The sequence below is a fragment of the Streptomyces sp. NPDC030296 genome, from assembly GCF_055572815.1.
This window is the reverse complement of sequence record NZ_JBVICQ010000002.1, coordinates 793,518-818,209: the sequence shown is the minus strand read 5'-3', so window position 1 is coordinate 818,209 and position 24,692 is coordinate 793,518. Positions and strand designations below refer to the sequence as shown.

The following is a 24,692-nucleotide window of genomic DNA, read 5'->3' as shown; positions in this document are numbered from 1 at the left end:
CTCCTTGCTCGGCCGACGGCGGCCGACCGATCGCCGACGGACGGCCGGCGACCGCCGACGACGGTTCGACTGATCGCGCGGTCTATCGGGACACCGTCAGCAACGCCCGCCCCACCTGCGGGAATTCCCCCTTCGGGTGGGCGCGGAAGAGCGGCTCGGTGCCGAAGAGGACCGCGTGCGGGCCGCGGACCACGGACGCCTGCCCCGCCGCCGCTGCCGGGCCGCCGCTCCCGTCGCCCTGAGGCCGCCAGTGCCCGGACACCAGCGGGTCCCCCGTGCCGTACGACTGCTCCACGGTGACCTCGGGGCCGAGGCCGGTGAACCAGACGGGCGCGTAGACGAAGCCGTGGTCGGGGGCGCCGCCCGTGATCGGTCCGCCCGCGTTCACCACGCGCACCACGCCGTTGGCGTCCCCGTTGCCCTCGACCGCCGTCGCCTTCAGCAGCCCGGTGGCGTTGCTCAGCGCGGCACCGGCCGCGCCCCCGCCCACGAGGCCGTGACCGGCGAGGAAGCCGGTCAGCGCCGTCCGCGCGGACGCGTTCAGGCCGTCGTACGACAGACCGGACGACACGAACAGCACATCGGCCCGCGACCAGTCGAAGCCCCCGTTGAGGACCGCGGTCGACACCGGGACCACGTCGAAGCCCATCTCCCGCAGCGCGAACAGCTCGCCCGCCGAGACCGCCGCCGCGACCCGGACGGGCCGCAGCACCGTGCCGCCGCCCGCCCTCGTCGACGCGAACACCACGTCGTGCGAGCGGGCGAGCGCCGCCGCCTTCCGGCGGGCCGAGGACGGAACGAGGGCGCTGCCGTCGGCCGCCTGCCGCACCCGGACGCCGTCCCTCAGCAGGGAGTTGAGGGCGGCGATCTCCTGCGGGGAGTCGAGACGCAGACGGAGCGTCCCGCGCGGCGCCACCCGGCCGACGGGGGCCGCGGACCGCACCGGGCGCACGGGCAGCGCCGACACCCGGCCGCTCTGGGCCGCCACGACGGTCGCGCCCCACAGCCGGCCGAGACTCCAGCCGGAGATGTCGTACATCACCGACACCTTGTCGCTGATGTCCCGCCCGTCCGCCAGCAGCGCGTTGGCCAGCCCGCGCTTGGCCTGGCGCATGTCGACGACGTACGACCCCTTCGCGTACGTCCGTCCGCCGAGCCGGAAGCCCGCCGTGGCGCGGGTGACGCGTACGTCGTTGGCGATCAGATGGTCGACGAGGCGCGCGGCGGCCGTCGCGGAACGCTGGGTACGGCCCGCCGGAACGACGTACGCGCGGGGGAAATCGGCGGTGTACACGTCCTCCGGGCCGATGCCGGGCACACCGGGCACGGTCTCCTCGGACACCGGCACCTGGGCGGCGCCCGCGGCGCCGCGGCGGAACACCTCGATCTGGTCGGCGAGGAGCGAGGACCGCTTCTCCCGTACGAAGGCGAGGGTGGCCTCCATGGCGGCGCCCGCCACGTCCACGTTGATCGCGGACCGACGGCGCAGCTCGGCGACCGGCAGCGATTCGTACGCCGCGTTGTTGACCTGGAGCGGGATCTCCACGGTGTGCGCGGCGACCGTCCCGTGGAAGGCCGCGTACTGCGGGGTGAAGACCGGCGGCCAGTCGTCCCAGCCCTCCTGCGAGTCGCGGAAGGGGATCTGGGCGGGGTCCACGCCGTCCTTGTCGTGGGTGTAGCCGAGGCCGTTGACGGCGGCCTCCATGCGCAGGGCGTTGGCGTAGGTGTTCTTCAGGAAGAGGTCGTACTCGTAGTTCTCGCCGTGCGGGGGAGTGGTCGGCTCGATGAGGGTGCCGTTGACGTAGCCGTGCAGGTCGAGCATGACGGCCGGCTGCTTGCCGATCTGGATCCGTCGCATCGCGCGCACCTCGGGCTGTGAGGCGGTCACGAAGTCGCGGTTCATGTCGAAGCCGCTCGCGTTGGTCCGGGTGCCGGCGATCCGGCCGTCCGGGTTCGCCGTGATGTTGAAGTACAGCCGGCTGTGGGCCAGCAGGTCCTTCGTCCGTGTGTCCTTCGCCTTCGCCAGCCGCTCGACGAGCCGCAGAGCCGCGTCGGTGCCCTCCCACTCGTTGCCGTGGATGTTGCTGTTGAAGAAGACGGGCGTCTTGTACGTCTTCTTCAGGGTCCGGTCCTTGGCCGCGAGTCGGGGCGCGTTCTCGATGCGTTCGCGCATCCGGGCCTGGGCGCGGGCCTGCCGTGCGGTCTCCGGGGCGGTCACGGTGACCAGGTAGAGGCGGTGGCCGCCGGCCGAGCGCCCGGCGATCTCGACGCTCACCCGGTCGCCGAGCGCCTGGAGGGCGTTCAGCCTGGGGGCGATGGCGTGGTACGGGGTGAGGCCCAGCTTGATGGACTTGTCGGCGGGGTTCTCCGGGTCCGGGGCGAGGACCTGCTCGCGGGGGTAGCCGCGGACGGCGCGCCCGGCGTCGTCCGCCAGGTCTATCTCGGGTGCGGTGAGGGCCCTTCGGGCCGCGCTCGCGGGGGCGTCGGACGCGCCCCGGGGGAGCGGGTCGCCCTCGCGGACCGTCGGCCGGGGGTCGGCGCCCGCGGGATACGGGGCGATGAGCAGCGCGCCGGCGGTGACGGCGACGACGGCGGCACTGAACAGCGTGGATCTCGGACCGGGTCGGGGCGGACGCACACTACCTCCTGGAGTGGGGGATCCTTGACGGCCGGTGAGCGGGTGTCGACCACAGGTGGTCTACATGTTCGACTCCCGCGCAACAAGAGGGCCCCCGTGTCACGGACGTCGCGAACAGGGCGGTCGCGTAGGCGTGTTGGGGGTGTGGGGCGGGCAGGGCGGCACGGTGAGCGGACGTCGTGGGGAAGTGCCGGACGGCGGGGGACGCGGGGATGCGACGATGCGGGTGCTGTCGCACGACGCACGAACCCGTTCGAGAGGTCCCTGGATGTCTGGTGAGGCGCGGACGCACCGCGAAGTGGGCGCCGTGACAAGGTTGTTGGGCGCGCGGGCGGAGGGCGGGCGATGGTGAACCGCCGAGCAGACCTCTGGCTGCGCCGCTTCCCGCAGGCGGGGAACACCCCCACCGGCCCCGGTGACGGCCCTGGCATCGGCGCCGACTGCGAACTGGTCTGCTTCCCGCACGCGGGCGGCTCCGCCGCCTACTGGCGGCCCCTGGCCGTCGCCCTCGCCCCGGCCGTGGACGTGGCGGCCGTGCAGTACCCGGGACGGCTCGACCGGCTGTCCGAGGCGCCGGTCGAGGATCTGCACCTGCTGGCCGACCTGATCGCCGAGGCGCTGGGCCCGCCGGGCGACCGGCCCCGCGCACTGCTCGGCCACAGCATGGGGGCCTCCCTGGCGTACGAAGTGGCGGTACGGCTCGCCCGGCTGCCCGGCGGTGAGCCGCGGCTGCTCGTCGTGTCGGGCCGCCGCGCGCCCTCCGCGGCCCGGGGCCGGAACCGCAACCTGACCTGGCCGGTGGACGACGCCGAACTCGTCCGCCGCATCCGGGGGTTGGGCGGCACCGACGCCGTGATCCTCGACGACGCGGAGCTGCTGGAGCTGATCCTGCCGGCGCTGCGCGGCGACTACCGGGCCCTCGCCTCCTACGAGGACACCCCCGGCCGGCCCCTGTCCTGCCCCGTGGTCGCCCTGGCCGGCGACCGGGACCCGCAGGCGACCGTCGAGGAGGTCCGGGGCTGGGGTGAGCAGACCTCGGGCGACTTCGGCACCCGCGTGTTCGAGGGCGGCCACTTCTTCCTCAACGACCACCCCGAGGACGTCGTCGCGCTGCTCCGCGGACTGCTGCCGACCCGCGCCGGCTGACCGACCCGGCCTGTCTCCCGGCGACGCGCTCCGGCGCGTCCCGGTGGAAGCGCCCCACTCAACCTAAACACCGTGTCCGCTTGCCTAATACCTTTAGGCAACTCCATAATCGACCTCAGTCGGCGGGAGGAAGACCATGGCGCGGGTGGGGCTCACCCCGGAACGTCTCGTCCGGGCGGGCGCGGAGCTGGCCGACGAGGTCGGGTTCGACGAGGTGACCGTCTCGGCGCTGGCCCGGCGGTTCGACGTCAAGGTGGCCAGCCTGTACTCGCACGTGCGGAACTCCCACGACCTGCGGACCCGTATCGCCCTGCTCGCCCTGGAGGAGCTCGCCGACCGGGGCGCCGCCGCGCTCGCCGGACGTGCCGGGAAGGACGCCCTGGCCGCCATGGCGAACGTGTACCGCGACTACGCCCGCGAACACCCCGGCCGCGCCACCGCCGCCCGGATGCGGCTCGACCCCGAGACGGCCGCCGCCAGCGCGGGCGTCCGACACGCCCGGATGACCCGGGCGATCCTGCGCGGCTACGACCTGGAGGAACCGGACCAGACCCACGCCGTCCGGCTGCTCGGCAGCTTCTTCCACGGCTACGTCAGCCTGGAACTCGGCGGCGGGTTCAGCCACAGCCTCCCCGACTCCGAGGAGACCTGGACCCGGCTGCTCGACGCCCTCGACGCGCTGCTGCGCAACTGGCCCGCACCCTCCGCCCCTTGACCCCAGGTGAGGCATGCACACCGACGACCACTGGATCAGCACCCCCCTCACGGCCGACCTGCTGCGCGGCGCCCTCGACCTGGAGCGCACCGAGCACGGTCTGCTCCCGCACCGGCTCCCCGCACGCGCCCGCGCCCAGTGCGCCGACCCCCAACTCGCCATGGCGGAGGCCCAGCCGTCCGGCGTACGCCTGGTGTTCCGTACCCGCGCGACCCTCGTCGAACTCGACACCCTGCCCACCAAGCGGAACTACGTCGGCGTCCCGCCCCGCCCGGACGGCGTCTACGAACTGCTCGTGGACGGCGTCCCGACGGGCCGGGGCAGCGTCACCTCGGGCCACACGCTCACCATCGACATGACGGCCGGAACCACCGAGCGCGAACCGGGTGCCCCGGGCACCGTCCGCTTCACGGACCTCCCGGACACCGACAAGACCGTCGAGATCTGGCTCCCGCACAACGAGACCACCGAACTGGTCGCGCTGCGCACCGACGCCCCCGTGGAGCCCGCCCCCGATCCCGGTCGCCGCACCTGGCTGCACCACGGCAGCTCGATCAGCCACGGCTCCGACGCCACCGGCCCCACCGGTATCTGGCCCGCCGTCGCCGCCTCCCTCGGCGGCGTCGAACTCATCAACCTGGGCTTCAGCGGCGGCGCCCTCCTGGACCCGTTCACCGCCCGCACCATCCGTGACACCCCCGCCGACCTGATCAGCCTCAAGATCGGCATCAACATCGTCAACCACGACCTCATGCGCCTGAGGGCCTTCGCCCCCGCCGTCCACGGCTTCCTCGACACCATCCGCGACGGCCACCCCACAACGCCCCTCCTCGTCGTCTCGCCCATCCTGTGCCCCATCCACGAGACGACCCCCGGCCCCTGCGCCCCCGACTTCACCGGCGTCGGGGAGGGCCGCCTGCGGTTCCGCGCCATGGGCGACCCCGCCGAGGTGCCCCTGGGCAAGCTCAACCTGGAGGTGATCCGGGCCGAACTCGCCCGCCTGGTCGCGGACCGGGCCCAGAGCGACCCGAACCTCCACCACCTGGACGGCCGGGACCTGTACGGCGAGAAGGACGCCGAGGCCCATCCCCTTCCCGACGACCTCCACCCGGACGCGCCCACCCACCGGCTCATGGCCCGCCGCTTCGCCGCCCGCGCCTTCACCGACGAGGGCCCCTTCGCACCCTGAAGGGCCGCGGCCCCCCTGGCCCTCCCCGCCCACCCCATGGATAAAGTGCCCCCATGCGCGATCTAGGGGTGGGTTTCCAATATCTCGTCCAGGGCCAGAAGTGGGTGGCCCGGCACGGCAGGCAGTACGGCTTCGGCCTGATCCCCGGCCTGATCACCCTGGTCCTCTACCTGGCCGCCCTGACGGCCCTGGCCGTGTGGGGCCCGGACTTCGTCGCCTGGTGCACCCCCTTCGCCGACGACTGGTCCAGCCCCTGGTCCGGCCTCTTCCGCGGTCTCCTCACCGCCGTCCTGTTCGCCCTCGCCCTCCTCCTGTCCGTCGTGACCTTCACGGCCATGACCCTTCTCATCGGCCAGCCCTTCTACGAGAACCTCTCCGAGAAGGTCGACCGCGACGTGTCCCCCGACGGCACCGCACCCGAGTCCGGTCTGCCGTTCTGGCGGGAGCTGTGGATCTCGGCCCGCGACAGCCTCCGCATCGTCGTCAGGGCGGCCCTGTGGGGCGTCCTGCTCTTCGGCCTCGGCTTCGTCCCGTTCGTCGGACAGACCGTCGTCCCCGTCATCGGCTTCTTCGTGACGGGCTTCTTCCTCACCGAGGAGCTGACGGGGGTCGCCCTCCAGCGCCGCCGGATCGAACTCCGCGACCGGCTCCGGCTGCTCCGCTCCCGCCGGATGCTGGTGTGGGGCTTCGGCACCCCGCTCGGCCTCGCCTTCCTCGTCCCGTTCGTCGCCGTCTTCCTGATGCCGGGCGCGGTCGCCGGCGCCACCCTCATGGCTCGCGACCTCCTCGGCGAGGAGACGACGGGCGGCGACGACGACGACCACGGCGGCAACGACGGCCGGAGCGGCGGCCCCGGCGGCGGCCACGCGCCCCGGCCCCGGCCGGCGGACCCCTGGACCAAGCCCCGGGTGCGGTGACCGCCGGGGCGGGTCACGACGCGTCCGCGGCCACCCCCACGATGGCCCGTACCTGCGCGATGATGTCCAGCCGGTTCCGCACGAACTCGGGGTCCGTGACCCTCCCGGTCGCCGGGTCGGTGTTGCCCGCCCCGAACTGGAGCACCGGCGTGTGCACATGCCCGCCCGGCAGGGTGGCGTGCAGCCCCAGCCGGTCCCGCAGCAGCGTCGCCCGGTAGGCGATCTCGTTGGAGAGGTAGTCCCCGCCGCCCCCGGCCCTGGCGGTCGAGCCCGCGGTCGGCCCCTCCGGCCGTACGACCGCCGTGGTGCCGCCCGCCGGTATCTCCGTCACGCTCGTGTTGTCGTACACCGGGAAGCGCCCCGTGGCAGCGGCGACGACGGCCGCGTACGGCAGGGTCGTCGACGTCCACTGCGGCTGTGTGGCGGGGTCGGTCACCGGGACGGTCTCGGTGCGCGCGATGTTGTCGTTGTCGGGGAAGCCGCCCCGCCAGGCGCCGTTGGTGCGCTCGATGTCGAAGCGTCCGACCCGGCCCTGGCTGACGGTGGCGAAGAGATCCACCCGGGGCAGCTGCTCGCGCAGGGTACGTTCCACGGTCCCGTCGGTGAAGTCCCGCCAGCGGACGGGGAAGACGGCGGTCTCGATGCGCGCCGGACCGTCGGCGGTACGGATCACCGTGCCGTCGAGCGCGAGCGCCGTCGCCCCGGACGGGTTGGAGATCCGGATGTCCCGGTCCAGGGTGAACGGGTCGAACCCGGTGACGAGGATCCGCTTCAGCGCCTTCCCGTCGGCGGAGCTGGGGTAACTGATCGCGTCCTGCCCCCGCGACGCCTGCTCCAGCCTCCCGAGCAGCGCGGCCCGTTGGGTGTCGCTCAGCCCGAACCCCGGTGCCCACTCGCGGACTTCCCGCGTCATGCCCAACCGGGCCCAGTACAGCGGCCGGTCGTCGTCCCGGCTCAGGTCACCGCCCGCCGGCCCCCGCCCCTGCGCCCGGTCCACGGCACGCGTCCACAGCCGCGACCCCTCACGGACGACGATCCGCTCCGCCTGCTGGTACGACCGCGCCCCGGCGAGCGCCCGCTCCAACTCCGGTGCCACCCCGTCGAATCCGGACCGCCGCAGAATCTCCTGGGGCACCGCACGGTCGAGCCGCTGCTCCTCGACGGTGAGGGACGCGGCGGTCCCCGCGGCCGGACCGGAACCGGAAGCCGCGGCGGGCCCGGGCACGGCGAGCCCCGCGAACAGGGCCACCAGCCCCACCGCTCCCCGCGCTCCGGTCCTGCCGCGCCGCCCCAACCTGAAACCAAGTCCTGTGGAATGCAAGGGAGTTCGAGTCCTTCCGTAGCTGTGGCGCGAGTGCGCCGCGTGGGGGTGTAGCCCGGACCGCGGCAGTATCGCGTGACGGAAGGACGCGCGCCATGCCGCGCGCCGTGAGGGACCGGTCGCCCGGACCCTCCCGTCCCCCTGGGTCACTCGCCCTTCCGGCTGACGATCCGGTAGGCGATCTCCGCCAGCCGCGCCTGGCCGTCCACGCTGGGATGGAACCAGTCCCACTGGCTGAGCTGGGCCTGCCCGAAGCGGTAGTCGAAGACGGCGTCCCCGTCGTACCGGCAGTGCCGGTCCTCGGCGCACACCTCCCGCAGCACGTCGTTGTACGCCTCCACACGGTCCTGGACGGCCTCCCGCCGCTCCGTCGCCGCCGTGGTGAGGACATCCGGGTCGGCCAGCATGGACGGGCAGATGCCGAGCTTCCACACCTGCTTGCCGAGCGGGTTCCTCCGGCCCTCGGACCACAGCCGCTTCAGATCGGGCACGCTCGTCACGAACACCTGCGCCTTGGGCAGGCTGTCGCGGAGCGTCTCCATCGCGTCCTCGAAGTCCGCGCGGAAGTCCGCGACCGGGGTCATCTCGTCGGCGGTCGCCCGGCACGCGTCGTTCGCGCCGATCATGACCGTGACCAGCTCCGGCTTCCGGGTCACCGCCCGCGCCACCTGGTTCGGCAGGTCGGCCATCCGGGCCCCGGTGACCGCGTAGTTCCAGCTGCGCTCGGCCGCTCCGGTCCGGCCGAGCAGCCGTACGGCGAGACTGTCCACCGAGGCGTCGCTGCCGGTCGCCCACGACACCTCGGGGCAGTCCGACAGCACCGAGCACGCGTCGAAGCCACGGGTGACGGAGTCCCCGACCGCCACCAGCGAGCGCGGGGTGCTGTCCCAGGCGGGGGTCGGTGACACGGAGGGGCGGGCCTGCGTGCCGGTGCCCTCGGGGCCGGGGGAGCTGCCGCCGGTGGCGTCGCAGCCGGTCACCGCCAGCAGCGCCGCCGCCAGCACGGCACCGGACACCGCCCTCGAACGGTGGCGTCGCTTCCGCATCCCCTGGTCCCCTCTTCGGTCATCCCCATGCAAGTTCCCACCCTTCACAACGCGCGAAGGTTCCCGACACGGACGGCGGCCGGGGCGGATGTGACGGACGACGCAACTGATCCAGCCATTCCGGACGTCCCCTCAGATGGCCTAGTTCCTCCGGGGGGCCACCCCCGATGGCCCAATCGAAGGGTCGGACACGCGTCCCGCCGGGTGAAACCGCGCCGCTTCCCGGCGCCGGCTCCGACGGTACGTCACACTCCCCGCCCCGCCGCACGGTAGCCTCGGCCCGTGGCCGCTCTGCCACTGCCGATCCGTCAAACTGCAAGACGTCCCGCTCTGTGGAGGCCCCGGTGACGACACGTGGAGTTCTGTACGTGCACTCCGCGCCGCGTGCGCTGTGCCCGCACGTCGAGTGGGCCGTCGCGGGCGTTCTGGGCACCCGGGTGAACCTCGACTGGATCCGCCAGCCGGCCGCGCCGGGCACCTGGCGCTCGGAGTTCTCCTGGCAGGGCCGGGCCGGTACCGCCTCCCAGCTGGCCTCCGCGCTCCGCGGCTGGCACCTGCTCCGCTTCGAGGTCACCGCCGAGCCCTGTCCCACAGCCGAGGGCGAGCGCTACAGCTGCACCCCCGACCTGGGCATCTTCCACGCGGTCACCGGCATCCACGGCGACATCCTCATCCCGGAGGACCGCCTGCGCGCGGCCCTGACGCGATCCCGCGGTGGGGAGACGGACCTGGAGGCGGAGATCGCCAAGCTCCTCGGCAAGCCGTGGGACGACGAACTTGAGCCCTTCAGGTACGCGGGAGAGGGTGCCCCCGTCCGCTGGCTCCACCAGGTCGTGTAGCCAGAACCGGCCCGCACCGCCGGCGTACTCGTCCCACAACGGCGAACGGCCCGGACTCTTCCCAGAGTCCGGGCCATCGTCATGCGACGCCGGTGTCAGATCGTCCTGAACGCCAGCACCACGTTGTGCCCACCGAAGCCGAACGAGTCGTTCAGCGCGGCGATCCGGCCCTCCACGGGCAGCTTGCGGGCCTCACCCCGCACCACGTCCGCGTTGGCCTCGGCCTCCGGGTCCAGGTCGTCGACGTTGATCGTCGGCGGAGCCACCCGGTGGTACAGCGCGAGCACCGTCGCGACGGTCTCCACACCACCGGCACCACCCAGCAGATGCCCGGTCATGGACTTCGTACCGGACACGGCCATGTGGTCGGTGTCGTCGCCGAACACCTTGCGCAGCGCCTTCAGTTCGGCGATGTCACCGGCCGGCGTCGACGTCGCGTGCGCGTTGACGTGCACGATCTCCGCCGGATCCAGGTCGGTGCGGTCCAGCAGGTTCTGCAGGGCGTGGGCGATGCCCCGCCCCTCCGGCTCGGGCTGCACGATGTCGTGGCCGTCGGCGGAGATGCCCTGCCCGACCGCCTCGGCGTAGACCCGGGCGCCACGGGCGGCGGCGTGCTCCGCGGACTCCAGGACCACGACGCCGGCGCCCTCACCGAGGACGAAGCCGTCGCGGGCGGTGTCGTACGGACGCGACGCGGCCTGCGGGTTCTCGTTGTTCTTGGACATCGCCATCATGTTGCCGAACGCGGCGATGGGCAGCGGGTGGATCGCCGCCTCGGTGCCACCGGCGACCACGACGTCGGCGCGGCCGGTGCGGATCATCTCGATGGCGTAGCCGATGGCCTCGGCGCCCGACGCGCAGGCGGACACGGGGGTGTGCACACCGGCACGGGCCCCCACGTACAGACCGACGTTGGCGGACGGGCCGTTGGGCATCAGCATGGGCACGGTGTGCGGGGACACACGGCGTACGCCCTTGTCCTTCAGCACGTCGTACTGGTCGAGCAGCGTCGTCACACCACCGATGCCGGAGGCGATGACCGCGCCGACCCGGTCGGCGTCGACGGTGCCGTCGTCGGCGGAGGTCTCGGTGTAACCGGCGTCGGCCCACGCCTCCTTGGCCGCGATCAGCGCGAACTGCGCCGAACGGTCCAGCTTGCGGGCCTGCGGCCGGGGGATGACCTCGGTCGGCTCGACGGCGATCTGCGCCGCGATACGGACCGCCTGGTCGGCGGCCCAGTCCTGCTCCAGGGGGCGGACACCGGACCTGCCGGCCACCAGCCCCTCCCAGGTGGAAGTCGCGTCGCCACCCAGCGGTGTGGTTGCGCCGATACCGGTGACGACCACGGTGCGATTGGTCGAACTCACGGGAATGTTCTCCAACGGTTACGAGGATTCAGCGGCGCCACCGCCGGGTGGCGGGGCTTGCGGGGACCGATTCCCGGGACCGGGCGGCCGGACGGCCGGACCCGGTCCCGGTGGATCAGGCCTGGTGCTTGAGGATGTAGTCGGTCGCGTCGCCGACGGTCTTGAGGTTCTTGACGTCGTCGTCCGGGATCTTGACGTCGAAGCGCTCTTCGGCGGCGACGACGACCTCGACCATGGACAGGGAGTCGACGTCCAGGTCGTCGGTGAAGGACTTGTCCAGCTGGACGTCCTCGACCGGGATGCCGGCGATCTCGTTCACGATGTCGGCGAGACCGGCGACGATCTCTTCCTGAGTGGCGGCCATGTCAGGCGCTCCTTCGTAGATATCCAGAGGGTGGGCGTCCGCCGCGTCAGCGGCAGGTGTTGCTGTACCGCGCCGGACCGCAAGATCCGGAACGGTTGCCTAGGGGAGGGTAACGACCGTCGCTGCGTACACGAGACCCGCCCCGAAGCCGATGACGAGCGCGGTGTCGCCGCTCTTCGCCTCGCCGGTCGCCAGGAGCCGCTCCATGGCGAGCGGGATCGAGGCGGCCGAGGTGTTGCCGGTGGTGCGCACATCACGGGCGACCGTGACGTGCTCCGGCAGCTTGAGTGTCTTCACCATCGAGTCGATGATCCGCTCGTTGGCCTGGTGGGGGATGAAGACGTCCAGGTCGTCCGGGCTGATCCCGGCCGCGTCCAGCGCCTGCTGAGCGACCTTCGCCATCTCGAACACGGCCCAGCGGAACACCGCCTGGCCTTCCTGGGTGATCGCGGGGAACTTGACGTTGCCCTCGCTGTCCAGCGGGAGCTGGGCGACGTCACCGAGCCGGAACTCGGTCCACGGCACCGTCTGCTTGATCGTTCCGGCCTTGTCGCCCTCGGAGCCCCAGACCGTGGGGCCGATGTGCGGCTCCTGGGAGGGGCCGACGACGACCGCGCCGGCGCCGTCACCGAAGAGGAACGCGGTGGCCCGGTCCTCCAGGTCGGTGAGGTCCGACAACCGCTCCACGCCGATGACGAGGACGTACTCCGCGGAGCCCTCGACGACCATGCCCTTGGCGAGGGTCAGGCCGTAGCCGAAGCCCGCGCAGCCGGCCGAGATGTCGAAGGCGGCGGCCTTCGCCGTGCCGAGCTTGTCGGCGATCTCCGTGGCGACGGCCGGGGTCTGGCTGAAGTGCGAGACGGTGGAGACGACCACGGCGCCGATCTGCTCGGCGGTGATGCCGGCGTCCGCGATGGCCTTGCCGGACGCCTCGATCGACATGGCGGCGACGGTCTCCTCGTCGTTCGCCCAGTGCCGGCTCTCGATGCCGGAGCGGGAGCGGATCCACTCGTCGGAGGAGTCGATCCGCTCCAGGATCACGTCGTTGGGCACCACTCGGACCGGGCGGTAGCCGCCGACGCCGAGGATGCGTGCGTACGGGGCGCCCTTGCTCGGCCTGATCTTCGACATTTCTGTCTGGCTCCTAAGGTCTCAGGCGCCCGCCGCGTCAGCGGCAGGTGTCGATGTCTCGGCGATGAGCTCACGAGCGGCGTCGAGGTCGTCGGGAGTCTTGAGGGCCACCGTCCGTACGCCAGGCAGTGCGCGCTTGGCGAGACCGGTGAGCGTACCGCCGGGGCAGACCTCGATCAGGCCGGTCACGCCCAGCTCCTTGAAGGTCTCCATGCACAGGTCCCAGCGGACCGGGTTGGCGACCTGTCCGACCAGCCGCTCCAGCACCTCGGTGCCGGTCGCGACGGCCTTGCCGTCCTTGTTGGAGACATAGGTGACGGTCGGGTCCGCGGGCGCCAGGGCCTCGGCGGCCTTGGCGAGCGCGTCCACGGCCGGACCCATGTGGTGCGTGTGGAAGGCGCCGGCGACCTTGAGCGCCACGACCTTGCGGACGCCCTCGGGCTTGTCCTCCGCCAGGGCGGCCAGCTGCTCCAGGGTGCCCGCGGCCACGATCTGGCCCGCGCCGTTCATGTTCGCCGGGGTCAGCCCCAGCTTCTCCAGGTGGGGCACCGTCGTCGCCGGGTCGCCGCCGAGCAGCGCGGACATACCGGTCTCGGTGATCGCGGCGGCCTCGGCCATCGCCAGACCCCGCTTGCGCACGAGGGTCAGCGCGGCCGTGTCGTCGAGGACACCGGCGAAGGCGGCGGCGGTGATCTCACCGACGCTGTGACCCGCGACCGCACCGGGGGAGACCTCCCCGAGGGCGGTGGCGGACAGCAGTCCCGCGGCGACCAGCAGCGGCTGGGCGACGGCGGTGTCCCGGATGTCGTCGGCGTCGGCCTGCGTCCCGTAGTGGGCGAGGTCGAGTCCGATGGCGTCCGACCACGCGGCGAGGCGGTCGGCGGCACCGGGCAGTTCGAGCCAGGGGTTCAGGAAGCCGGGCGTCTGGGCGCCCTGGCCGGGAGCGACGAGTACGAGCACTCTCACACTCTCTCTTGGGGACGGCCGAAGCCGCCCGTGAGGACAGGGACGAAGAACAGCAGGGCCTTTTGTAGCCCTTCGACAAAACCCTAGAGCTGGTGATCCCCATCGACCAGACGCCCCAGGATCAACGCGATCCGCAACGTGAACGCAGAGCGTACATCGGAGGGCGACCAGCCGGTGACGTCAGTCACACGTCGAAGCCGGTAGCGCACGGTGTTGGGATGGACGAACAGCATCCGCGCCGCACCCTCCAGACTGGACGCTTGTTCGAGATAGACGCTGAGCGTCTCCAGGAGCGCGGAGCCGGCCTCCTCCAGTGGTCTGTAGATCTCCTCCACCAACTGCTCGCGCGCATTGGGGTCACCCGCGATCGCCCGCTCCGGAAGCAGATCGTCCGCCAGCACGGGCCGGGGCGCGTCCTGCCAGGCGGAACAGGCCTTGAGGCCCGCGGCCGCCGCCTGCGCGGACCGGGTCGCGGCCAGCAGGTCGGGCACGATCGGCCCCGCCACGACCGGGCCCGCCGCATACGGACCGATCAGCGACTTCGCCACCTGCAACGGGTCGTTGTTGCCACCGGCGATCACCACGAGCCGGTCGCCGAGCACACCCGTGAGCACCTGGAGCTTGGCGTGCCGGGCCGCCCGGCGGATGGCCTCCACGGTCAGCTCGCTGTCACCGTCGGGGGCCGTGCCGAGGACCACGCACACATGCTCGGGCGAGTTCCAGCCGAGGGCGGCGGCCCGGCTCACCGCGCCCTCGTCGGCCTCGCCGCTGAGCACCGCGTTCACGACCAGGGACTCCAGGCGGGCGTCCCACGCGCCCCGGGCCTCGGCGGCCTGCGCGTACACCTGGGCGGTGGCGAACGCGATCTCCCGCGCGTACACGAGCAGCGCCTCGCGCAGCACGCTCTCGTCGCCGGGGGCCGCGACCTCGTCGATCGCGGACTCCATGACCTCGATGGTCGTGCGCACCATCTCGACGGTCTGGCGGAGCGTGATCGCCCGGGTCAGTTCGCGCGGCGCGGTCCCGAACACGTCCGTCGAGATCGCCTGGGGGGCGTCGGGGTGCCGGAACCACTCCGTGAACGCCGCGATACCCGCCTGGGCGACCAGTCCGATCCACGACCGGTTCTCGGGCGGCATCGCCCGGTACCAGGGCAGCGTCTCGTCCATCCGCGCGATGGCCTGCGCGGCGAGGCTTCCGGACGACTTCTCCAGCCGCTTCAACGTCGCGGAGTGCGCGTGGACGTACGGTGCGGTCTCGGACTTGCTGGCTTCTGGTTCGGGCACGGGACCTAGAGTGCCTCATCAACGGCCCGACATGCGGCGCGGGTCGCTACCGTGGAGTACGTGATGGACGTCAGACGCGCCGGTACGCGCTACCCCGGTGGTGATGCGGAGGCCGGGATCGTCTCCCGGCACGCGTTCTCGTTCGGGGCCCACTACGACCCGGACAACCTCCGGTTCGGGGCGATGATCGCGTGCAACGAGGAGCGGCTTGCGCCGGGCGCCGGGTTCGACGAGCACCCGCACAGCCACACCGAGATCGTCACCTGGGTCGTCGAGGGCGAGCTGACCCATCGCGACACCACCGGCCACGAGACGGTGGTCCGCCCTGGCGACGTCCAGCGGCTCAGTTCGGCGGGCGGCGTCCGCCACGTCGAACGCAACGACGGCACCGAGCCGCTGACCTTCGTCCAGATGTGGCTGGCCCCGGCGGCCCCCGGCGGCGATCCCGCCTACGAGATCGTCCGCGGCATCGCCGACTCCACCCCGTACGCCGTCCCCGAGGCCGGCGCCATGCTGCATGTACGCCGCCTGACCGCGCCGGGGGAGCGCACCGCCGTACCCGACGCGCCCCGCGCGTATGTGCACGTCGTACGCGGCACGGTCCGGCTCGGGCCCCATGAGCTGGGGCCCGGCGACTCGGTGCGGGTGGAGGAGGAGAAGGGGCTGGAATTGGTAGGGGTGTCGGGCCCGGTGGAGGTGCTGGTGTGGGAGCTGGGGGAGTGAGACCCGCTCAGCTCTCCGGCTCCTCCGCGTTGCGCCGACTCCGGACACATCGCACTGGAGCTGCGTGCCCTTCGAGAGCTGCGACAACGACACGCTCTCGGCGAACCGGGTCTCCTCGCGGCAGGTCTTCAAGGACCCCTTCTGGGCGTTCAGCAGGACGATCTTGTTGTTCCCGCTGCGAATCCGCTTCCCGTGCGCTCTACCGCCGCAGCCCGTCCACGAAGGTCCGCCAGGCGTCCGGGCCGACGAGCAGGACGGGGCCACCGGTGTTCTTGCTGTCGCGCACGGGGACCGCGCCGGGGAAGCCGTCGGCCACCTCGACGCAGTCGCCGCCGGTGTTTCCGCTGAAGCTGGACTTACGCCACCGTGCTTTCGTCAGGTCGGGGCTGTTCTCCATAACGCTCCTCCATCACACGGGTGATCAACGCCGCCGAAGCCTCAATGGACAGAGCGGCGGCCTGGAGATGAGCGTAACGGCGTGCGGCCTCCCTGATGGTCTCAGGGTTGGCGGTCATGTGACCGGCGATGACGTCCTCGGTGTAGACGACATCAGGGTCCTCCTCGAATCGCAGGAGGTTGAACGACCCGGCCAGACTCGCGTGTTCACCCGCCACGTTCGGCAACACCTGCACCCGCATCCACCGGTGCCCGGTGAAGTCCAACAGCCGGGCCAGTTGGCCCCGCATGACCTCAGGCCCGCCGATGGGCCGGTGCAGCACCGCCTCGTCGAGGATCGCCCAGGCCAGCGGCGGCTGCTCCCTCTCCAGGATGCGCTGGCGCTCCATCCGCGCCGCGACCAGGCCGTCGAGGTCGTCCGGCATGCCGGTGGCCAGGACCGCCCGCGCGTACTCCTCCGTCTGCAACAGCCCGTACACCACCTGCGCCTGGTACGTCGAGATGTAGGTGGCCTTCGCCTCCATCTCCGCGTACGGCTGGAACCAGCTGGGCAGTTGGCTGCGCAGCACGAGGCCGATCAGCCGGGAGAAGACACCGTCCGTGCCGAGCGCCGCGTCCACGCGCTCGGAGAAGTCGCGGGTGGGGACCTTCCTCGTCGTCTCGATCTGCCCGATCAACGAGGCCGAGCAGAAGATGATGTCGCCGAGCTGGCCCTGTCTGAGGCCGTGGGCCTCGCGCTGCCGGCGGAGTTCCCAGCCGTAGTAGTCGAGCGGGGACGCGCTGGGATCGAGTGGTTGGGTGTGGGCCACCGTGGTGCCTCCGGCCTCCAACGCCTCGCGGCGTTCGTCTCGTTGCGTAGTCGAGCGTAAGCGAGGAGTCGTGGCGCGGGGGTGGGAATCACGTGCCCGGTCCGCCGGTGGGTGACGTGCCTCAGCCCCGGATCTCGGCCAGCACCGCGTCCGTGAACGGTGTCCACGTCTCGATCGCCCACGGCCCGAACGCCCGGTCCGTCAGCGCGACGCACGCGAGGCCCGCCGCGGGGTCGATCCACAGGAACGTGCCCGACTGGCCGAAGTGGCCGAACGTGCCCGGCGAGGACGCCGTCCCGGTCCAGTGCGGTGACTTGGAGTCCCGGATCTCGAAACCGAGCCCCCAGTCGTTGGGGTTCTGGTGCCCGTAGCCCGGCAGCACGCCCTTCGTGCCGGGGTACTGCACGGTCATCGCCTCGGCGACCGTCCGCGGGTCGAGCAGCCGGGGCGCCTGCACCTCGGCGGCGAACCGGACGAGGTCGTCGACGGTGGACACGCCGTCCTTGGCCGGTGATCCGTCGAGCGTGGTGGCGGTCATCCCCAGCGGCGCGAGCACCGCCTGCCGCAGATACTCGGCGAACGGGATGTCCGTCGCCTTCGCCACATGGTCGCCGAGCACCTCGAACCCGGCGTTGGAGTACAGCCGCCGCTCCCCGGGCGCCGACATCGCCCGGTGCTCGTCGAAGGCCAGCCCCGAGGTGTGCGCCAGCAGATGCCGTACGGTCGCCCCCGCGGGCCCGGCCGGTTCGTCCAGCTCGATCGCCCCCTCCTCGTACGCGACGAGCACCGCGTACGCGGCGAGCGGCTTGGTGACCGAGGCCAGCGGGAAACGGTGCCCGGTGGGGCCGTGCGACCCGAGGACGGTGCCGTCCGCCCGGACGACGGCCGCGGCGGCCGTGGGGACCGGCCAGTTCTCGATCAGGGCGAGGCTCTGCAAGGACATGCGACGAGCCTATGCGGGCCCGAGGAGCAGACGCATCGAGGGGTCCGTGTCGCGGGTGAACCCCATGGACGCGTACAGCGGCTCCGCGTCCGGTGACGCGGTGAGCATGACATACCCGGCGCCCCGTTCCCGGAACCAGTCCAGGAGCTCCTCCACGCAGGCGCGGGCGTACCCCCTGCGGCGGGCGTCCGGGTCCGTGGCGACGCTGAAGACGTACCCGATCAGCCCGTGCGGGTTGCCGGCCCGCCCGATCCGGTACTCCAGCGTCCCCGCCGCCAGCGCGGCCAACGTGCCCGGCCGTCCGGGGTGGTCGACGACGAACGCGGCGAACCTGCCGCCGGGCTCGGCGAGTTCGGCGGTCAGTGTGGGCAGCGACGCGGCGTGCCAGTCCGCGGCGCCGGGCGCCCCGGCCAAGGAGTCGATCATCACCTGACGCAGTCGGAGCACTTCCGCCGCGTCCCCGTCCGTGGCACGTCGTACGAGACCCATGTCCCGCACGCTAGCCAGCGGGCCCACGTCACGTCCTCATGTTTTCTCACCGTATTCGCTTGCTTGGAGCGCACTCCAAGGTTTTAGCGTGGAGGGCATGACGGTGATGGAGACCACGAGTACCACCAGCACTGCCAGTACCGACAGTTGTGCGGGTCCGCCCCGGCAACCCCGGCGGCCGGACGGGCAGGACAAGTACACGATCAGCGAGGTCGTCACCCTCACCGGTCTGACAGCGCACACCCTGCGCTGGTACGAGCGGATCGGCCTGATGCCGCACATCGACCGCTCGCACACCGGCCAGCGCCGCTACCGCAACCGCGACCTCGACTGGCTCGACCTCGTCGGCAAGCTCCGGCTCACCGGAATGCCGGTCGCCGACATGGTCCGGTACGCGGAACTCGTGCGCGAGGGCGACCACACCTACGCCGAGCGCTTCGACCTGCTCAAGTCGACCCGGGACGACGTCCTGTCCCGGATCGCCGAGCTCCAGGACACCCTGGCCGTGCTCGACCGGAAGATCAATTTCTACGCGGACGCCGGGCAGGCCCTGGCGTCGGAGAGGGCCTCATGACGAACGGCTCGAACGGCTCGAACGGCACGATCGCGAAGGCACGACTGGGAGCCCACGGCCCCGAGGTCGGCGTACAGGGCCTCGGCTGCATGGGCATGAGCTTCGCGTACGGCCCCTCGGACGCGGCGGAGTCCCGGGCCACCCTGGAACGGGCGCTGGAGCTGGGCGTCACCCTCTACGACACGGCCCACGCCTACGGCGCGGGGGAGAACGAGAGGTTCCTCTCCCCGTTCCTCAAGGCGCACCGCGACGACGTCGTCATCGCCACGAAGTTCGGCCTGGCCGTGCACCCGGACGACCCGACCAGGCGGATCATCCGCAACGACGCCCCGCACATCCGCGAGTCCGTCGAGGGCAGTCTGCGCCGACTCGACGTCGAGGCGATCGACCTCTACTACATGCACCGCCGGGACGTGGACGTCCCCATCGAGGAGACCGTCGGCGTGATGGCCGAACTGGTCCGCGAGGGCAAGGTGAAGCACCTGGGGCTCAGCGAGGTCACGGCCGGGGAACTCCGTGCCGCGCACGACGTGCACCCCATCGCCGCCCTCCAGTCCGAGTGGTCCCTCTTCAGCCGGGACATCGAGGCCACGGTGGTCCCCGCGGCCCGCGACCTCGGCGTGGCGCTCGTGGCGTACTCCCCGCTCGGCCGGGGCTTCCTCACCGGTTCCTTCGCCAGGGCCGAGGACCTCACCGCCGACGACTTCCGCCGTCATCAGCCCCGCTTCACCGGCGACAACGCCGCCGCGAACGCGGCCCTGCTGGAGCCGATCCGCCAGGTCGCCGACGCCCACGGCGCCTCCCTCGGCCAGGTCGCCCTCGCCTGGGTCCACCACCGGGCGTCCGTGCACGACCTCCCGGTCGTCCCCATCCCGGGCACCCGCAAGCCGGGCCGGATCGAGGAGAACGCCGCGGCCACGAGGCTCGCCCTGACCGAGGCGGACCTGGCCGTACTGGAGCCGATAGCGGCCGAGGTGGCGGGCGACCGCTACCCGGACATGAGGTTCACGTCGGCAGGCAGGGAGTAACGGGCAGGTAGGAGACAAGCGGGGAGCAACAGCGGGGAGCAACAGGCGGGGAGCAGGTCAAGGCTCACAGTTCCGAGAGGAGTTCCGCCTTCTTCGCGCTGAACTCCTCGTCGGTGACCAGCCCCGCCTCGTGCAGTTCCCCGAGGTGCCGGATCCGGTCGGCGATGTCGGCCGGGTCCCGTCGGGGCCCGGCCGCGACCGGAGCCAGGGCCCCGGCGCCCGTGGACCGCGCCGCCGCCAGCACCGCCGCGGCGAACGGCAGCGACTCGTGCACCGGCCCGTACCCCAGCCCGAACACCACGGCGGCCGGATCATGGTCCGCCTGGGGCGGGCGCTCACCGGCGGTGTCCCGCCGAAGCAGCCGCAGATACCCCTCGAAGACCTCCGGCGACCGCCACTCGACGCCGCTCAGCTCGCTCACCGGGAAACTCTGGTCCCCGGCCTTCCACTTCGCCGAGGACGCACCCGTCCAGGACCACCGGAACGACACCGACCGCCCGTCGAACGACGCCTTCCCGTCGTACGCCTTGAACTGCAACGGCACCTCCGGCGCCGCCACCAGGAACCGCTCGGCCGGTCCCGACTCGGTCAGCCGGGCCCGCAGTTCGTCCGCGTAGTACTCGGCGAGGGTCTCCCGCTCGGCCGGCAGCACCAGCCGGTACGGATCGGAGCCCTCCTTCAGCTGCTCGGCGGCCGCCTCCATCAGCGGGTCGGCACCCGGCCGGGGCGCGGCACGCAGGACGACGGTGCCCCGCTTGCCCGGTGTCAGCGTCACCCCCGCGATCGCCTCCAGGGGGACGCGTCGCTCGCCGAGCGCCTGGAACAGTTTCGGTGTTCGGATCCCCCGTTCGAAGCGGATGAGCACGGAGTCGGACTCGAACTCCCAGGCGGCATGAAATCCGGCCAGTACGTCACCCATGCGGCTCATCGTATGCGGACGGGGCGGTGAAGTCCCGACCCATGGCGAACCGCACTTTTACGGCCTCTACGCGCGTCAGGCGGCGGTGGTGTCCGGTAGACCCGCCCGGCACCCGTCGTTCTTCCGCGCGCACTCCACCAGGTGGTAGGCGCCGACCCCGATCTCCGCGAAGTTGTACAGGCTCACGGTCCCGGGCTCGAAGTAGCCGCTGTGCCCCTCGGCGTTGGACGCCGACAGCAGGCGCGCCCCGAACTCCGCCGACATCGGGTCGGTGCCGTGGCCGAGCCCGCCGACCTCCAGGTACGGCACGTCCTGGACCCAGTCGTCGGCGTCCCGCATGGCCCACACCCGGGCCGCCGTGCGCAGCGCGGAGACCTTCTCGGTCCGCATGCCGGGGCTGCCGGCGACGGCGATGTCGGTCACCCGAGACGGCAGGGAGCGCGCGGCGACCCCGCACACCACCGAGCCGTAGCTGTGGCACACCAGAGCGACGGTGGACCCGCCGGGCAGTGCCCTGACCAGTGTGTTCAGTCGGATCGCGCCCTGTTCGGCGCGGAGCGCGGTGGCCGAGTCCAGGCCGAGGCCGTCGGGCGCGGTGTAGTCGGCCCAGGCGATCACGGCGGTACGCGTCCGGGTGCTCGCCGTGCGCTCCGCCCGGTACAGCGCCTCGGCCATGCCGACGGGCGCCGAGTACCGGCGGTTGGTGCGCTGGAAGTTGAGGATGTCGGTGTCGACGCCGGGGACGACGACCGAGACGCGCTCCGCCTTGTCGAGGTCGCCGAAGACCTCGGCGACCCGGCCCGAGCCACTGGGGTCGAAGGCGAGGATCTGCCGGTCCTCGTCCGCCAGCGAGGCGTAGCGGTGCATGCGCCGGGTCGCCTCGTACTGGCCGGTCGGGGAGAGCCGTTCGTCGTGCGTGCGGGCCCGTTCGCGCTTGCCCTGCTGCCGGAGCGCGATGCGGTTGGCGCGGTAGCGCAGCTCGACGGGGGCGCCGTTCATGTTCCCGACCGCGAGCGGGTAGCGGTGGGCGAGCCGCCGCTGCTGCCGGTCGTCGAGGGAGGCGAAGAAGGCGGCCAGCCGGTGCGGGGCCGATTCCGCGTCGGGCAGCTCACGCCCGTCGAGGTGTCCGTGCCGCCACGCGGAGAGCGACGCCTGCAGCGGTGACTCCCCTCGATGACTGCGGATCGCCGTCCAGCCGGTGGTCGCCAGCATCACGAAAACGACGGCCAGCGCCAGCAGTGCGCGCCAGACGTTCAGTTGCGGGGAGGAGTCGAAGGAAGTCACTGAAAGGACACACTAAGAGAACGGAAGGGTCTCGCGTTAACCGAGTGAGGGGGATCACGTTTCGAGTGCGCCTGTTCCATGCGGTGCGCAAAGAACGCGCAGATGGCGGTGTATGAGGGGATTTCAGTCGTTTCGCCACGTGTCGGCGAGTGAGGGCCGTACGGCGTCCAGATGGGCGGCGGTCAACTCCCGCATCGCCTCCATGCTCAGGTCGCCGCCCATGGCCCACAGGCGTTCGGTGACGCGCATGACTCCGGCGAAGACGGCCACCGCCACCCGCGGCCGGGGGTCCGTGCGGACATCGAGTCCCTCGCGCTCGGCGACGATCGCCTCGATCTCGCGGGCCACCTCGTCCGCGCGGCGCAGATGCGCGGCGAGCAGCGCGGGCGTCGACTCGATCATCCCGTAGCCGCGCAGATAGAGGTCGACGGGGACGATCCGCGCGACGGCCTCGCCCATGGCGTCCCAGCCCTCCAGGACGGCGTTGCGCAGGGCCTCCAGCGGGGCCTCGTGCGCGGGCCGGGCCCGCAGCGCCGCGACGAAGTGCTCGTGGGTGACGTCGATGACCGCGAGGGCGGCCTCCTCCTTGCCGGCGAAGTAGCGGAAGAAGGTGCGCTGCGAGACGTCCACGGCCTCGGCGATCTCGTCGACGGTCGTCGCCTCGTAGCCCTGGGTCGTGAACAACTCCAGGGCGGCCCGCAGCAGCGCGTCGTGGGTGCGCTGCTTCTTCCGTTCGCGCAGCCCCGGGCGTTCCGCCGCCGTCGCCTCCACCGTCTCCATGAACCCTCTTCTCCACCCGGTCCGTGCTCCGAGTGACGTGACAGTTACCGACTTGTGAACTCATTTGTCAACTGTCAGTGGCTGACACTAGCCTCGCGCGCATGACTAGTCAGACCACTGTCGACAAGACGGGACCGGGGGGCCAGGCGCCAGGAGCCCCGTCGGACCCGGCACCGAGCCAGGGGCGGGGCCTGCGCGGCCACCCGTGGTTCACCCTCCTCACCGTGGCCGTGGGCGTCATGATGGTCGCCCTGGACGGCACCATCGTCGCCATCGCCAACCCGGCCATCGCGGACGACCTCAAGGCGAGCTTCGCCGAGGTCCAGTGGATCACCAACGCGTACTTCCTCGCGCTGGCGGTCACCCTCATCACCGCGGGCAAGCTCGGCGACCGCTTCGGCCACCGCCAGACCTTCCTCATCGGTGTCGTCGGCTTCGCCGCCGCCTCCGGTGCCATCGGCCTGTCGAACTCGGTCGCCTTCGTGGTGACCTTCCGTGTCTTCCAGGGCCTGTTCGGCGCGCTGCTCATGCCGGCCGCGCTCGGTCTGCTCCGCGCCACCTTCCCCGCCGAGAAGCTCAACATGGCGATCGGCATCTGGGGCATGGTCATCGGCGCCTCCACCGCGGGCGGCCCGATCCTCGGCGGCTTCCTCGTGGAGAACGTCAGCTGGCAGTCCGTGTTCTGGATCAACGTCCCCGTCGGCGTCCTCGCCGTCGCCCTCGGCGTGGGGATCCTCCTCGACCACCGCGCCGGGAACGCCCCGCGCTCCTTCGACGTCCTTGGCATAGCCCTGCTCTCCGGGGCCATGTTCTGCCTGGTCTGGGCGCTCATCAAGGCCCCCGAGTGGGGCTGGGGCTCCGGTACGACCTGGATGTTCGTCGTGGCGTCCCTGGCACTGTTCGCCCTGTTCGCTCTCTGGGAGACGAGGGTGAAGGAGCCCCTGATCCCGCTGGGCCTCTTCCGCTCCGTACCGCTCTCCGCGGGCGTGGTCCTGATGGTCCTGATGGCCATCGCCTTCATGGGCGGCCTGTTCTTCGTGACGTTCTACCTCCAGAACGTGCACGGGATGAGCCCCATCGACGCCGGTCTGCACCTGCTGCCGCTCACCGGCATGATGATCGTCGGCTCGCCCCTGGCCGGCGCGCTGATCACCAAGGCGGGACCGCGTATCCCGCTGGCCGGCGGTATGGCCTGCACCGCGATCGCCATGTACGGCATGTCGACCCTGGAGACCGACACCGGCAGCGCCGTGATGTCCCTCTGGTTCGCGCTGCTCGGCCTCGGCCTCGCCCCGGTGATGGTCGGTGCCACCGAGGTCATCGTCGGCAACGCGCCGCTGGAGCTGTCCGGTGTCGCCGGTGGTCTCCAGCAGGCCGCCATGCAGATCGGCGGCAGCCTCGGTACGGCCGTCCTGGGCGCGGTGATGGCCTCCAAGGTCGACGGCGACCTGCCGGGCAACTGGGCCGACGCCGGTCTCCCGCCGCTCAAGGGCGCCCAGCTCGACCAGGCGTCCGAGGCCGTCCAGGTCGGTGTGCCCCCGGTCGCGCCGGGAACCCCGCCGGAGATCGCCGCCAAGATCGCCACGGTCGCGCACGACACGTTCATGTCGGGCATGGCGCTGGCGTCCCTCGTCGCCGCCGGGGTGGCCGCCGTCGCCGTGCTGGTCGCGTTCCTGACCAAGCGGGGCGAGAACGCGGAGGCGGGCGCCGGGGCGGCGCACATCTGATCCCCCCGGTGCCTCCTGCGCGGGTTTCCGCCCGCGTTCGCCTATCAGGGTGACAAGACTGAAGATCACTTCCACCCGATACGCGCCACAGGTCA

The 24,692-nt window shown here is 71.9% G+C and carries 24 protein-coding genes; 9 read left to right on the top strand and 15 right to left on the bottom strand.

From position 1 onward, the window contains the following. Positions 1-82: 82 nt before the first annotated feature. A complete protein-coding gene (locus ACZ4Z3_RS07580) occupies positions 83-2,638 on the bottom strand; it encodes a M14 family zinc carboxypeptidase (RefSeq protein WP_468500122.1) in 2,556 nt (851 codons plus the stop codon). Positions 2,639-2,983: 345 nt separating this feature from the next. Here ACZ4Z3_RS07580 and ACZ4Z3_RS07575 point away from each other — a divergent pair, with 345 nt between their 5' ends. From ACZ4Z3_RS07575 to ACZ4Z3_RS07560, 4 genes are all read left to right on the top strand, one after another. After that, positions 2,984-3,784, top strand: a complete 801-nt coding sequence (locus tag ACZ4Z3_RS07575; RefSeq protein ID WP_468500121.1) for a thioesterase II family protein — start codon at positions 2,984-2,986, stop codon at positions 3,782-3,784. Between the two features lie 136 nt (positions 3,785-3,920). Continuing rightward, positions 3,921-4,499, top strand: a complete 579-nt coding sequence (locus ACZ4Z3_RS07570; protein ID WP_055515450.1) for a TetR/AcrR family transcriptional regulator — start codon at positions 3,921-3,923, stop codon at positions 4,497-4,499. Positions 4,500-4,512: 13 nt separating this feature from the next. Next, positions 4,513-5,688, top strand: coding sequence for a GDSL-type esterase/lipase family protein (locus ACZ4Z3_RS07565; RefSeq protein ID WP_468500120.1), 1,176 nt, complete (start codon positions 4,513-4,515; stop codon positions 5,686-5,688). Between the two features lie 53 nt (positions 5,689-5,741). Next, entirely contained in the window at positions 5,742-6,605 is an 864-nt protein-coding gene (locus ACZ4Z3_RS07560) for an EI24 domain-containing protein (RefSeq protein WP_468500119.1), read from the top strand. 13 nt (positions 6,606-6,618) lie between these two features. On the opposite strand, the gene ACZ4Z3_RS07555 is transcribed toward ACZ4Z3_RS07560, so the two are convergent. Then, positions 6,619-7,863, bottom strand: coding sequence for a pyroglutamyl-peptidase I (locus tag ACZ4Z3_RS07555; RefSeq protein WP_468500118.1), 1,245 nt, complete (start codon positions 7,861-7,863; stop codon positions 6,619-6,621). A 209-nt stretch (positions 7,864-8,072) separates the two neighbouring features. After that, positions 8,073-8,972 carry an SGNH/GDSL hydrolase family protein gene (locus ACZ4Z3_RS07550; RefSeq protein ID WP_468500117.1) on the bottom strand — a complete coding sequence of 300 codons (900 nt, stop codon included), beginning with the start codon at positions 8,970-8,972 and terminating at the stop codon, positions 8,073-8,075. Positions 8,973-9,316: 344 nt separating this feature from the next. Between ACZ4Z3_RS07550 and ACZ4Z3_RS07545 the strand changes: the two genes are divergently transcribed. Then, positions 9,317-9,811 carry a DUF3145 domain-containing protein gene (locus tag ACZ4Z3_RS07545; protein ID WP_055539650.1) on the top strand — a complete coding sequence of 165 codons (495 nt, stop codon included), beginning with the start codon at positions 9,317-9,319 and terminating at the stop codon, positions 9,809-9,811. A gap of 95 nt (positions 9,812-9,906) precedes the next feature. On the opposite strand, the gene ACZ4Z3_RS07540 is transcribed toward ACZ4Z3_RS07545, so the two are convergent. The 5 genes from ACZ4Z3_RS07540 to fasR all read right to left on the bottom strand — a co-directional run bounded on the left by ACZ4Z3_RS07540 (position 9,907) and on the right by fasR (position 14,925). Then, complete coding sequence (locus tag ACZ4Z3_RS07540; RefSeq protein WP_468500116.1) at positions 9,907-11,178, bottom strand: beta-ketoacyl-[acyl-carrier-protein] synthase family protein; 1,272 nt, start codon at positions 11,176-11,178, stop codon at positions 9,907-9,909. Between the two features lie 115 nt (positions 11,179-11,293). Next, positions 11,294-11,542 carry an acyl carrier protein gene (locus tag ACZ4Z3_RS07535; RefSeq protein ID WP_007381745.1) on the bottom strand — a complete coding sequence of 83 codons (249 nt, stop codon included), beginning with the start codon at positions 11,540-11,542 and terminating at the stop codon, positions 11,294-11,296. Positions 11,543-11,641: 99 nt separating this feature from the next. Continuing rightward, positions 11,642-12,673 carry a beta-ketoacyl-ACP synthase 3 gene (locus tag ACZ4Z3_RS07530; protein ID WP_468500115.1) on the bottom strand — a complete coding sequence of 344 codons (1,032 nt, stop codon included), beginning with the start codon at positions 12,671-12,673 and terminating at the stop codon, positions 11,642-11,644. A gap of 21 nt (positions 12,674-12,694) precedes the next feature. After that, positions 12,695-13,633 carry an ACP S-malonyltransferase gene (locus ACZ4Z3_RS07525; RefSeq protein ID WP_468500114.1) on the bottom strand — a complete coding sequence of 313 codons (939 nt, stop codon included), beginning with the start codon at positions 13,631-13,633 and terminating at the stop codon, positions 12,695-12,697. Between the two features lie 89 nt (positions 13,634-13,722). Beyond that, complete coding sequence (gene fasR / locus ACZ4Z3_RS07520; protein WP_055520196.1) at positions 13,723-14,925, bottom strand: fatty acid biosynthesis transcriptional regulator FasR; 1,203 nt, start codon at positions 14,923-14,925, stop codon at positions 13,723-13,725. Positions 14,926-14,988: 63 nt separating this feature from the next. Here fasR and ACZ4Z3_RS07515 point away from each other — a divergent pair, with 63 nt between their 5' ends. After that, positions 14,989-15,648 (top strand): pirin family protein, encoded by a 660-nt coding sequence (locus tag ACZ4Z3_RS07515; RefSeq protein WP_468500113.1) that lies wholly within the window; start codon positions 14,989-14,991, stop codon positions 15,646-15,648. A gap of 199 nt (positions 15,649-15,847) precedes the next feature. Here ACZ4Z3_RS07515 and ACZ4Z3_RS07510 read toward each other — a convergent pair whose 3' ends face one another. The 4 genes from ACZ4Z3_RS07510 to ACZ4Z3_RS07495 form a co-directional block, all read right to left on the bottom strand. Continuing rightward, positions 15,848-16,045 carry a DUF397 domain-containing protein gene (locus ACZ4Z3_RS07510; protein ID WP_468500112.1) on the bottom strand — a complete coding sequence of 66 codons (198 nt, stop codon included), beginning with the start codon at positions 16,043-16,045 and terminating at the stop codon, positions 15,848-15,850. Further along, positions 16,005-16,853 (bottom strand): helix-turn-helix domain-containing protein, encoded by an 849-nt coding sequence (locus ACZ4Z3_RS07505; RefSeq protein WP_468500111.1) that lies wholly within the window; start codon positions 16,851-16,853, stop codon positions 16,005-16,007. The genes ACZ4Z3_RS07510 and ACZ4Z3_RS07505 overlap by 41 nt, the downstream gene beginning before the upstream one ends. A 121-nt stretch (positions 16,854-16,974) precedes the next feature. After that, positions 16,975-17,796 carry a serine hydrolase domain-containing protein gene (locus tag ACZ4Z3_RS07500; protein WP_468500110.1) on the bottom strand — a complete coding sequence of 274 codons (822 nt, stop codon included), beginning with the start codon at positions 17,794-17,796 and terminating at the stop codon, positions 16,975-16,977. Between the two features lie 9 nt (positions 17,797-17,805). Next, positions 17,806-18,285: a GNAT family N-acetyltransferase gene (locus ACZ4Z3_RS07495; RefSeq protein ID WP_468500109.1), complete on the bottom strand. Its 480-nt coding sequence runs from the start codon at positions 18,283-18,285 to the stop codon at positions 17,806-17,808. Between the two features lie 97 nt (positions 18,286-18,382). On the opposite strand from ACZ4Z3_RS07495, the gene ACZ4Z3_RS07490 reads away from it, so the two are divergent. Both ACZ4Z3_RS07490 and ACZ4Z3_RS07485 read left to right on the top strand, forming a co-directional pair. Further along, positions 18,383-18,859: a MerR family transcriptional regulator gene (locus tag ACZ4Z3_RS07490; RefSeq protein WP_055520201.1), complete on the top strand. Its 477-nt coding sequence runs from the start codon at positions 18,383-18,385 to the stop codon at positions 18,857-18,859. Further along, positions 18,856-19,887, top strand: a complete 1,032-nt coding sequence (locus ACZ4Z3_RS07485; protein WP_468500108.1) for an aldo/keto reductase — start codon at positions 18,856-18,858, stop codon at positions 19,885-19,887. Before ACZ4Z3_RS07490 ends, ACZ4Z3_RS07485 begins: the two co-directional genes overlap by 4 nt. 64 nt (positions 19,888-19,951) lie before the next feature. Here the strand turns inward: ACZ4Z3_RS07485 and ACZ4Z3_RS07480 are convergent, their stop codons facing one another. The 3 genes from ACZ4Z3_RS07480 to ACZ4Z3_RS07470 all read right to left on the bottom strand — a co-directional run bounded on the left by ACZ4Z3_RS07480 (position 19,952) and on the right by ACZ4Z3_RS07470 (position 22,870). Then, entirely contained in the window at positions 19,952-20,806 is an 855-nt protein-coding gene (locus ACZ4Z3_RS07480) for a DUF4429 domain-containing protein (protein WP_468500107.1), read from the bottom strand. A gap of 75 nt (positions 20,807-20,881) precedes the next feature. Next, positions 20,882-22,090: an alpha/beta hydrolase gene (locus ACZ4Z3_RS07475; RefSeq protein WP_468500106.1), complete on the bottom strand. Its 1,209-nt coding sequence runs from the start codon at positions 22,088-22,090 to the stop codon at positions 20,882-20,884. 123 nt (positions 22,091-22,213) lie between these two features. Further along, positions 22,214-22,870: a TetR family transcriptional regulator gene (locus ACZ4Z3_RS07470; RefSeq protein WP_468500105.1), complete on the bottom strand. Its 657-nt coding sequence runs from the start codon at positions 22,868-22,870 to the stop codon at positions 22,214-22,216. Between the two features lie 101 nt (positions 22,871-22,971). On the opposite strand from ACZ4Z3_RS07470, the gene ACZ4Z3_RS07465 reads away from it, so the two are divergent. Continuing rightward, on the top strand, positions 22,972-24,597 hold the full coding sequence (locus tag ACZ4Z3_RS07465) for an MFS transporter (protein ID WP_468500104.1): 1,626 nt from the start codon (positions 22,972-22,974) through the stop codon (positions 24,595-24,597). The last annotated feature ends 95 nt before the right edge of the window (positions 24,598-24,692 follow it).

Excerpts from the sequence above, each read along its gene's own strand:
- ACZ4Z3_RS07575 (WP_468500121.1), top strand. The coding sequence starts at position 2,984 with ATGGTGAACCGCCGAGCAGACCTCTGGCTGCGCCGCTTCCCGCAGGCG.
- ACZ4Z3_RS07570 (WP_055515450.1), top strand. The coding sequence starts at position 3,921 with ATGGCGCGGGTGGGGCTCACCCCGGAACGTCTCGTCCGGGCGGGCGCG.
- ACZ4Z3_RS07565 (WP_468500120.1), top strand. The coding sequence starts at position 4,513 with ATGCACACCGACGACCACTGGATCAGCACCCCCCTCACGGCCGACCTG.
- ACZ4Z3_RS07560 (WP_468500119.1), top strand. The coding sequence starts at position 5,742 with ATGCGCGATCTAGGGGTGGGTTTCCAATATCTCGTCCAGGGCCAGAAG.
- ACZ4Z3_RS07550 (WP_468500117.1), bottom strand. The coding sequence starts at position 8,972 with ATGCGGAAGCGACGCCACCGTTCGAGGGCGGTGTCCGGTGCCGTGCTG.
- ACZ4Z3_RS07535 (WP_007381745.1), bottom strand. The coding sequence starts at position 11,542 with ATGGCCGCCACTCAGGAAGAGATCGTCGCCGGTCTCGCCGACATCGTG.
- ACZ4Z3_RS07530 (WP_468500115.1), bottom strand. The coding sequence starts at position 12,673 with ATGTCGAAGATCAGGCCGAGCAAGGGCGCCCCGTACGCACGCATCCTC.
- ACZ4Z3_RS07515 (WP_468500113.1), top strand. The coding sequence starts at position 14,989 with ATGGACGTCAGACGCGCCGGTACGCGCTACCCCGGTGGTGATGCGGAG.
- ACZ4Z3_RS07510 (WP_468500112.1), bottom strand. The coding sequence starts at position 16,045 with ATGGAGAACAGCCCCGACCTGACGAAAGCACGGTGGCGTAAGTCCAGC.
- ACZ4Z3_RS07500 (WP_468500110.1), bottom strand. The coding sequence starts at position 17,796 with ATGTCCTTGCAGAGCCTCGCCCTGATCGAGAACTGGCCGGTCCCCACG.
- ACZ4Z3_RS07495 (WP_468500109.1), bottom strand. The coding sequence starts at position 18,285 with ATGGGTCTCGTACGACGTGCCACGGACGGGGACGCGGCGGAAGTGCTC.
- ACZ4Z3_RS07490 (WP_055520201.1), top strand. The coding sequence starts at position 18,383 with ATGACGGTGATGGAGACCACGAGTACCACCAGCACTGCCAGTACCGAC.
- ACZ4Z3_RS07485 (WP_468500108.1), top strand. The coding sequence starts at position 18,856 with ATGACGAACGGCTCGAACGGCTCGAACGGCACGATCGCGAAGGCACGA.
- ACZ4Z3_RS07480 (WP_468500107.1), bottom strand. The coding sequence starts at position 20,806 with ATGGGTGACGTACTGGCCGGATTTCATGCCGCCTGGGAGTTCGAGTCC.
- ACZ4Z3_RS07470 (WP_468500105.1), bottom strand. The coding sequence starts at position 22,870 with ATGGAGACGGTGGAGGCGACGGCGGCGGAACGCCCGGGGCTGCGCGAA.
- ACZ4Z3_RS07465 (WP_468500104.1), top strand. The coding sequence starts at position 22,972 with ATGACTAGTCAGACCACTGTCGACAAGACGGGACCGGGGGGCCAGGCG.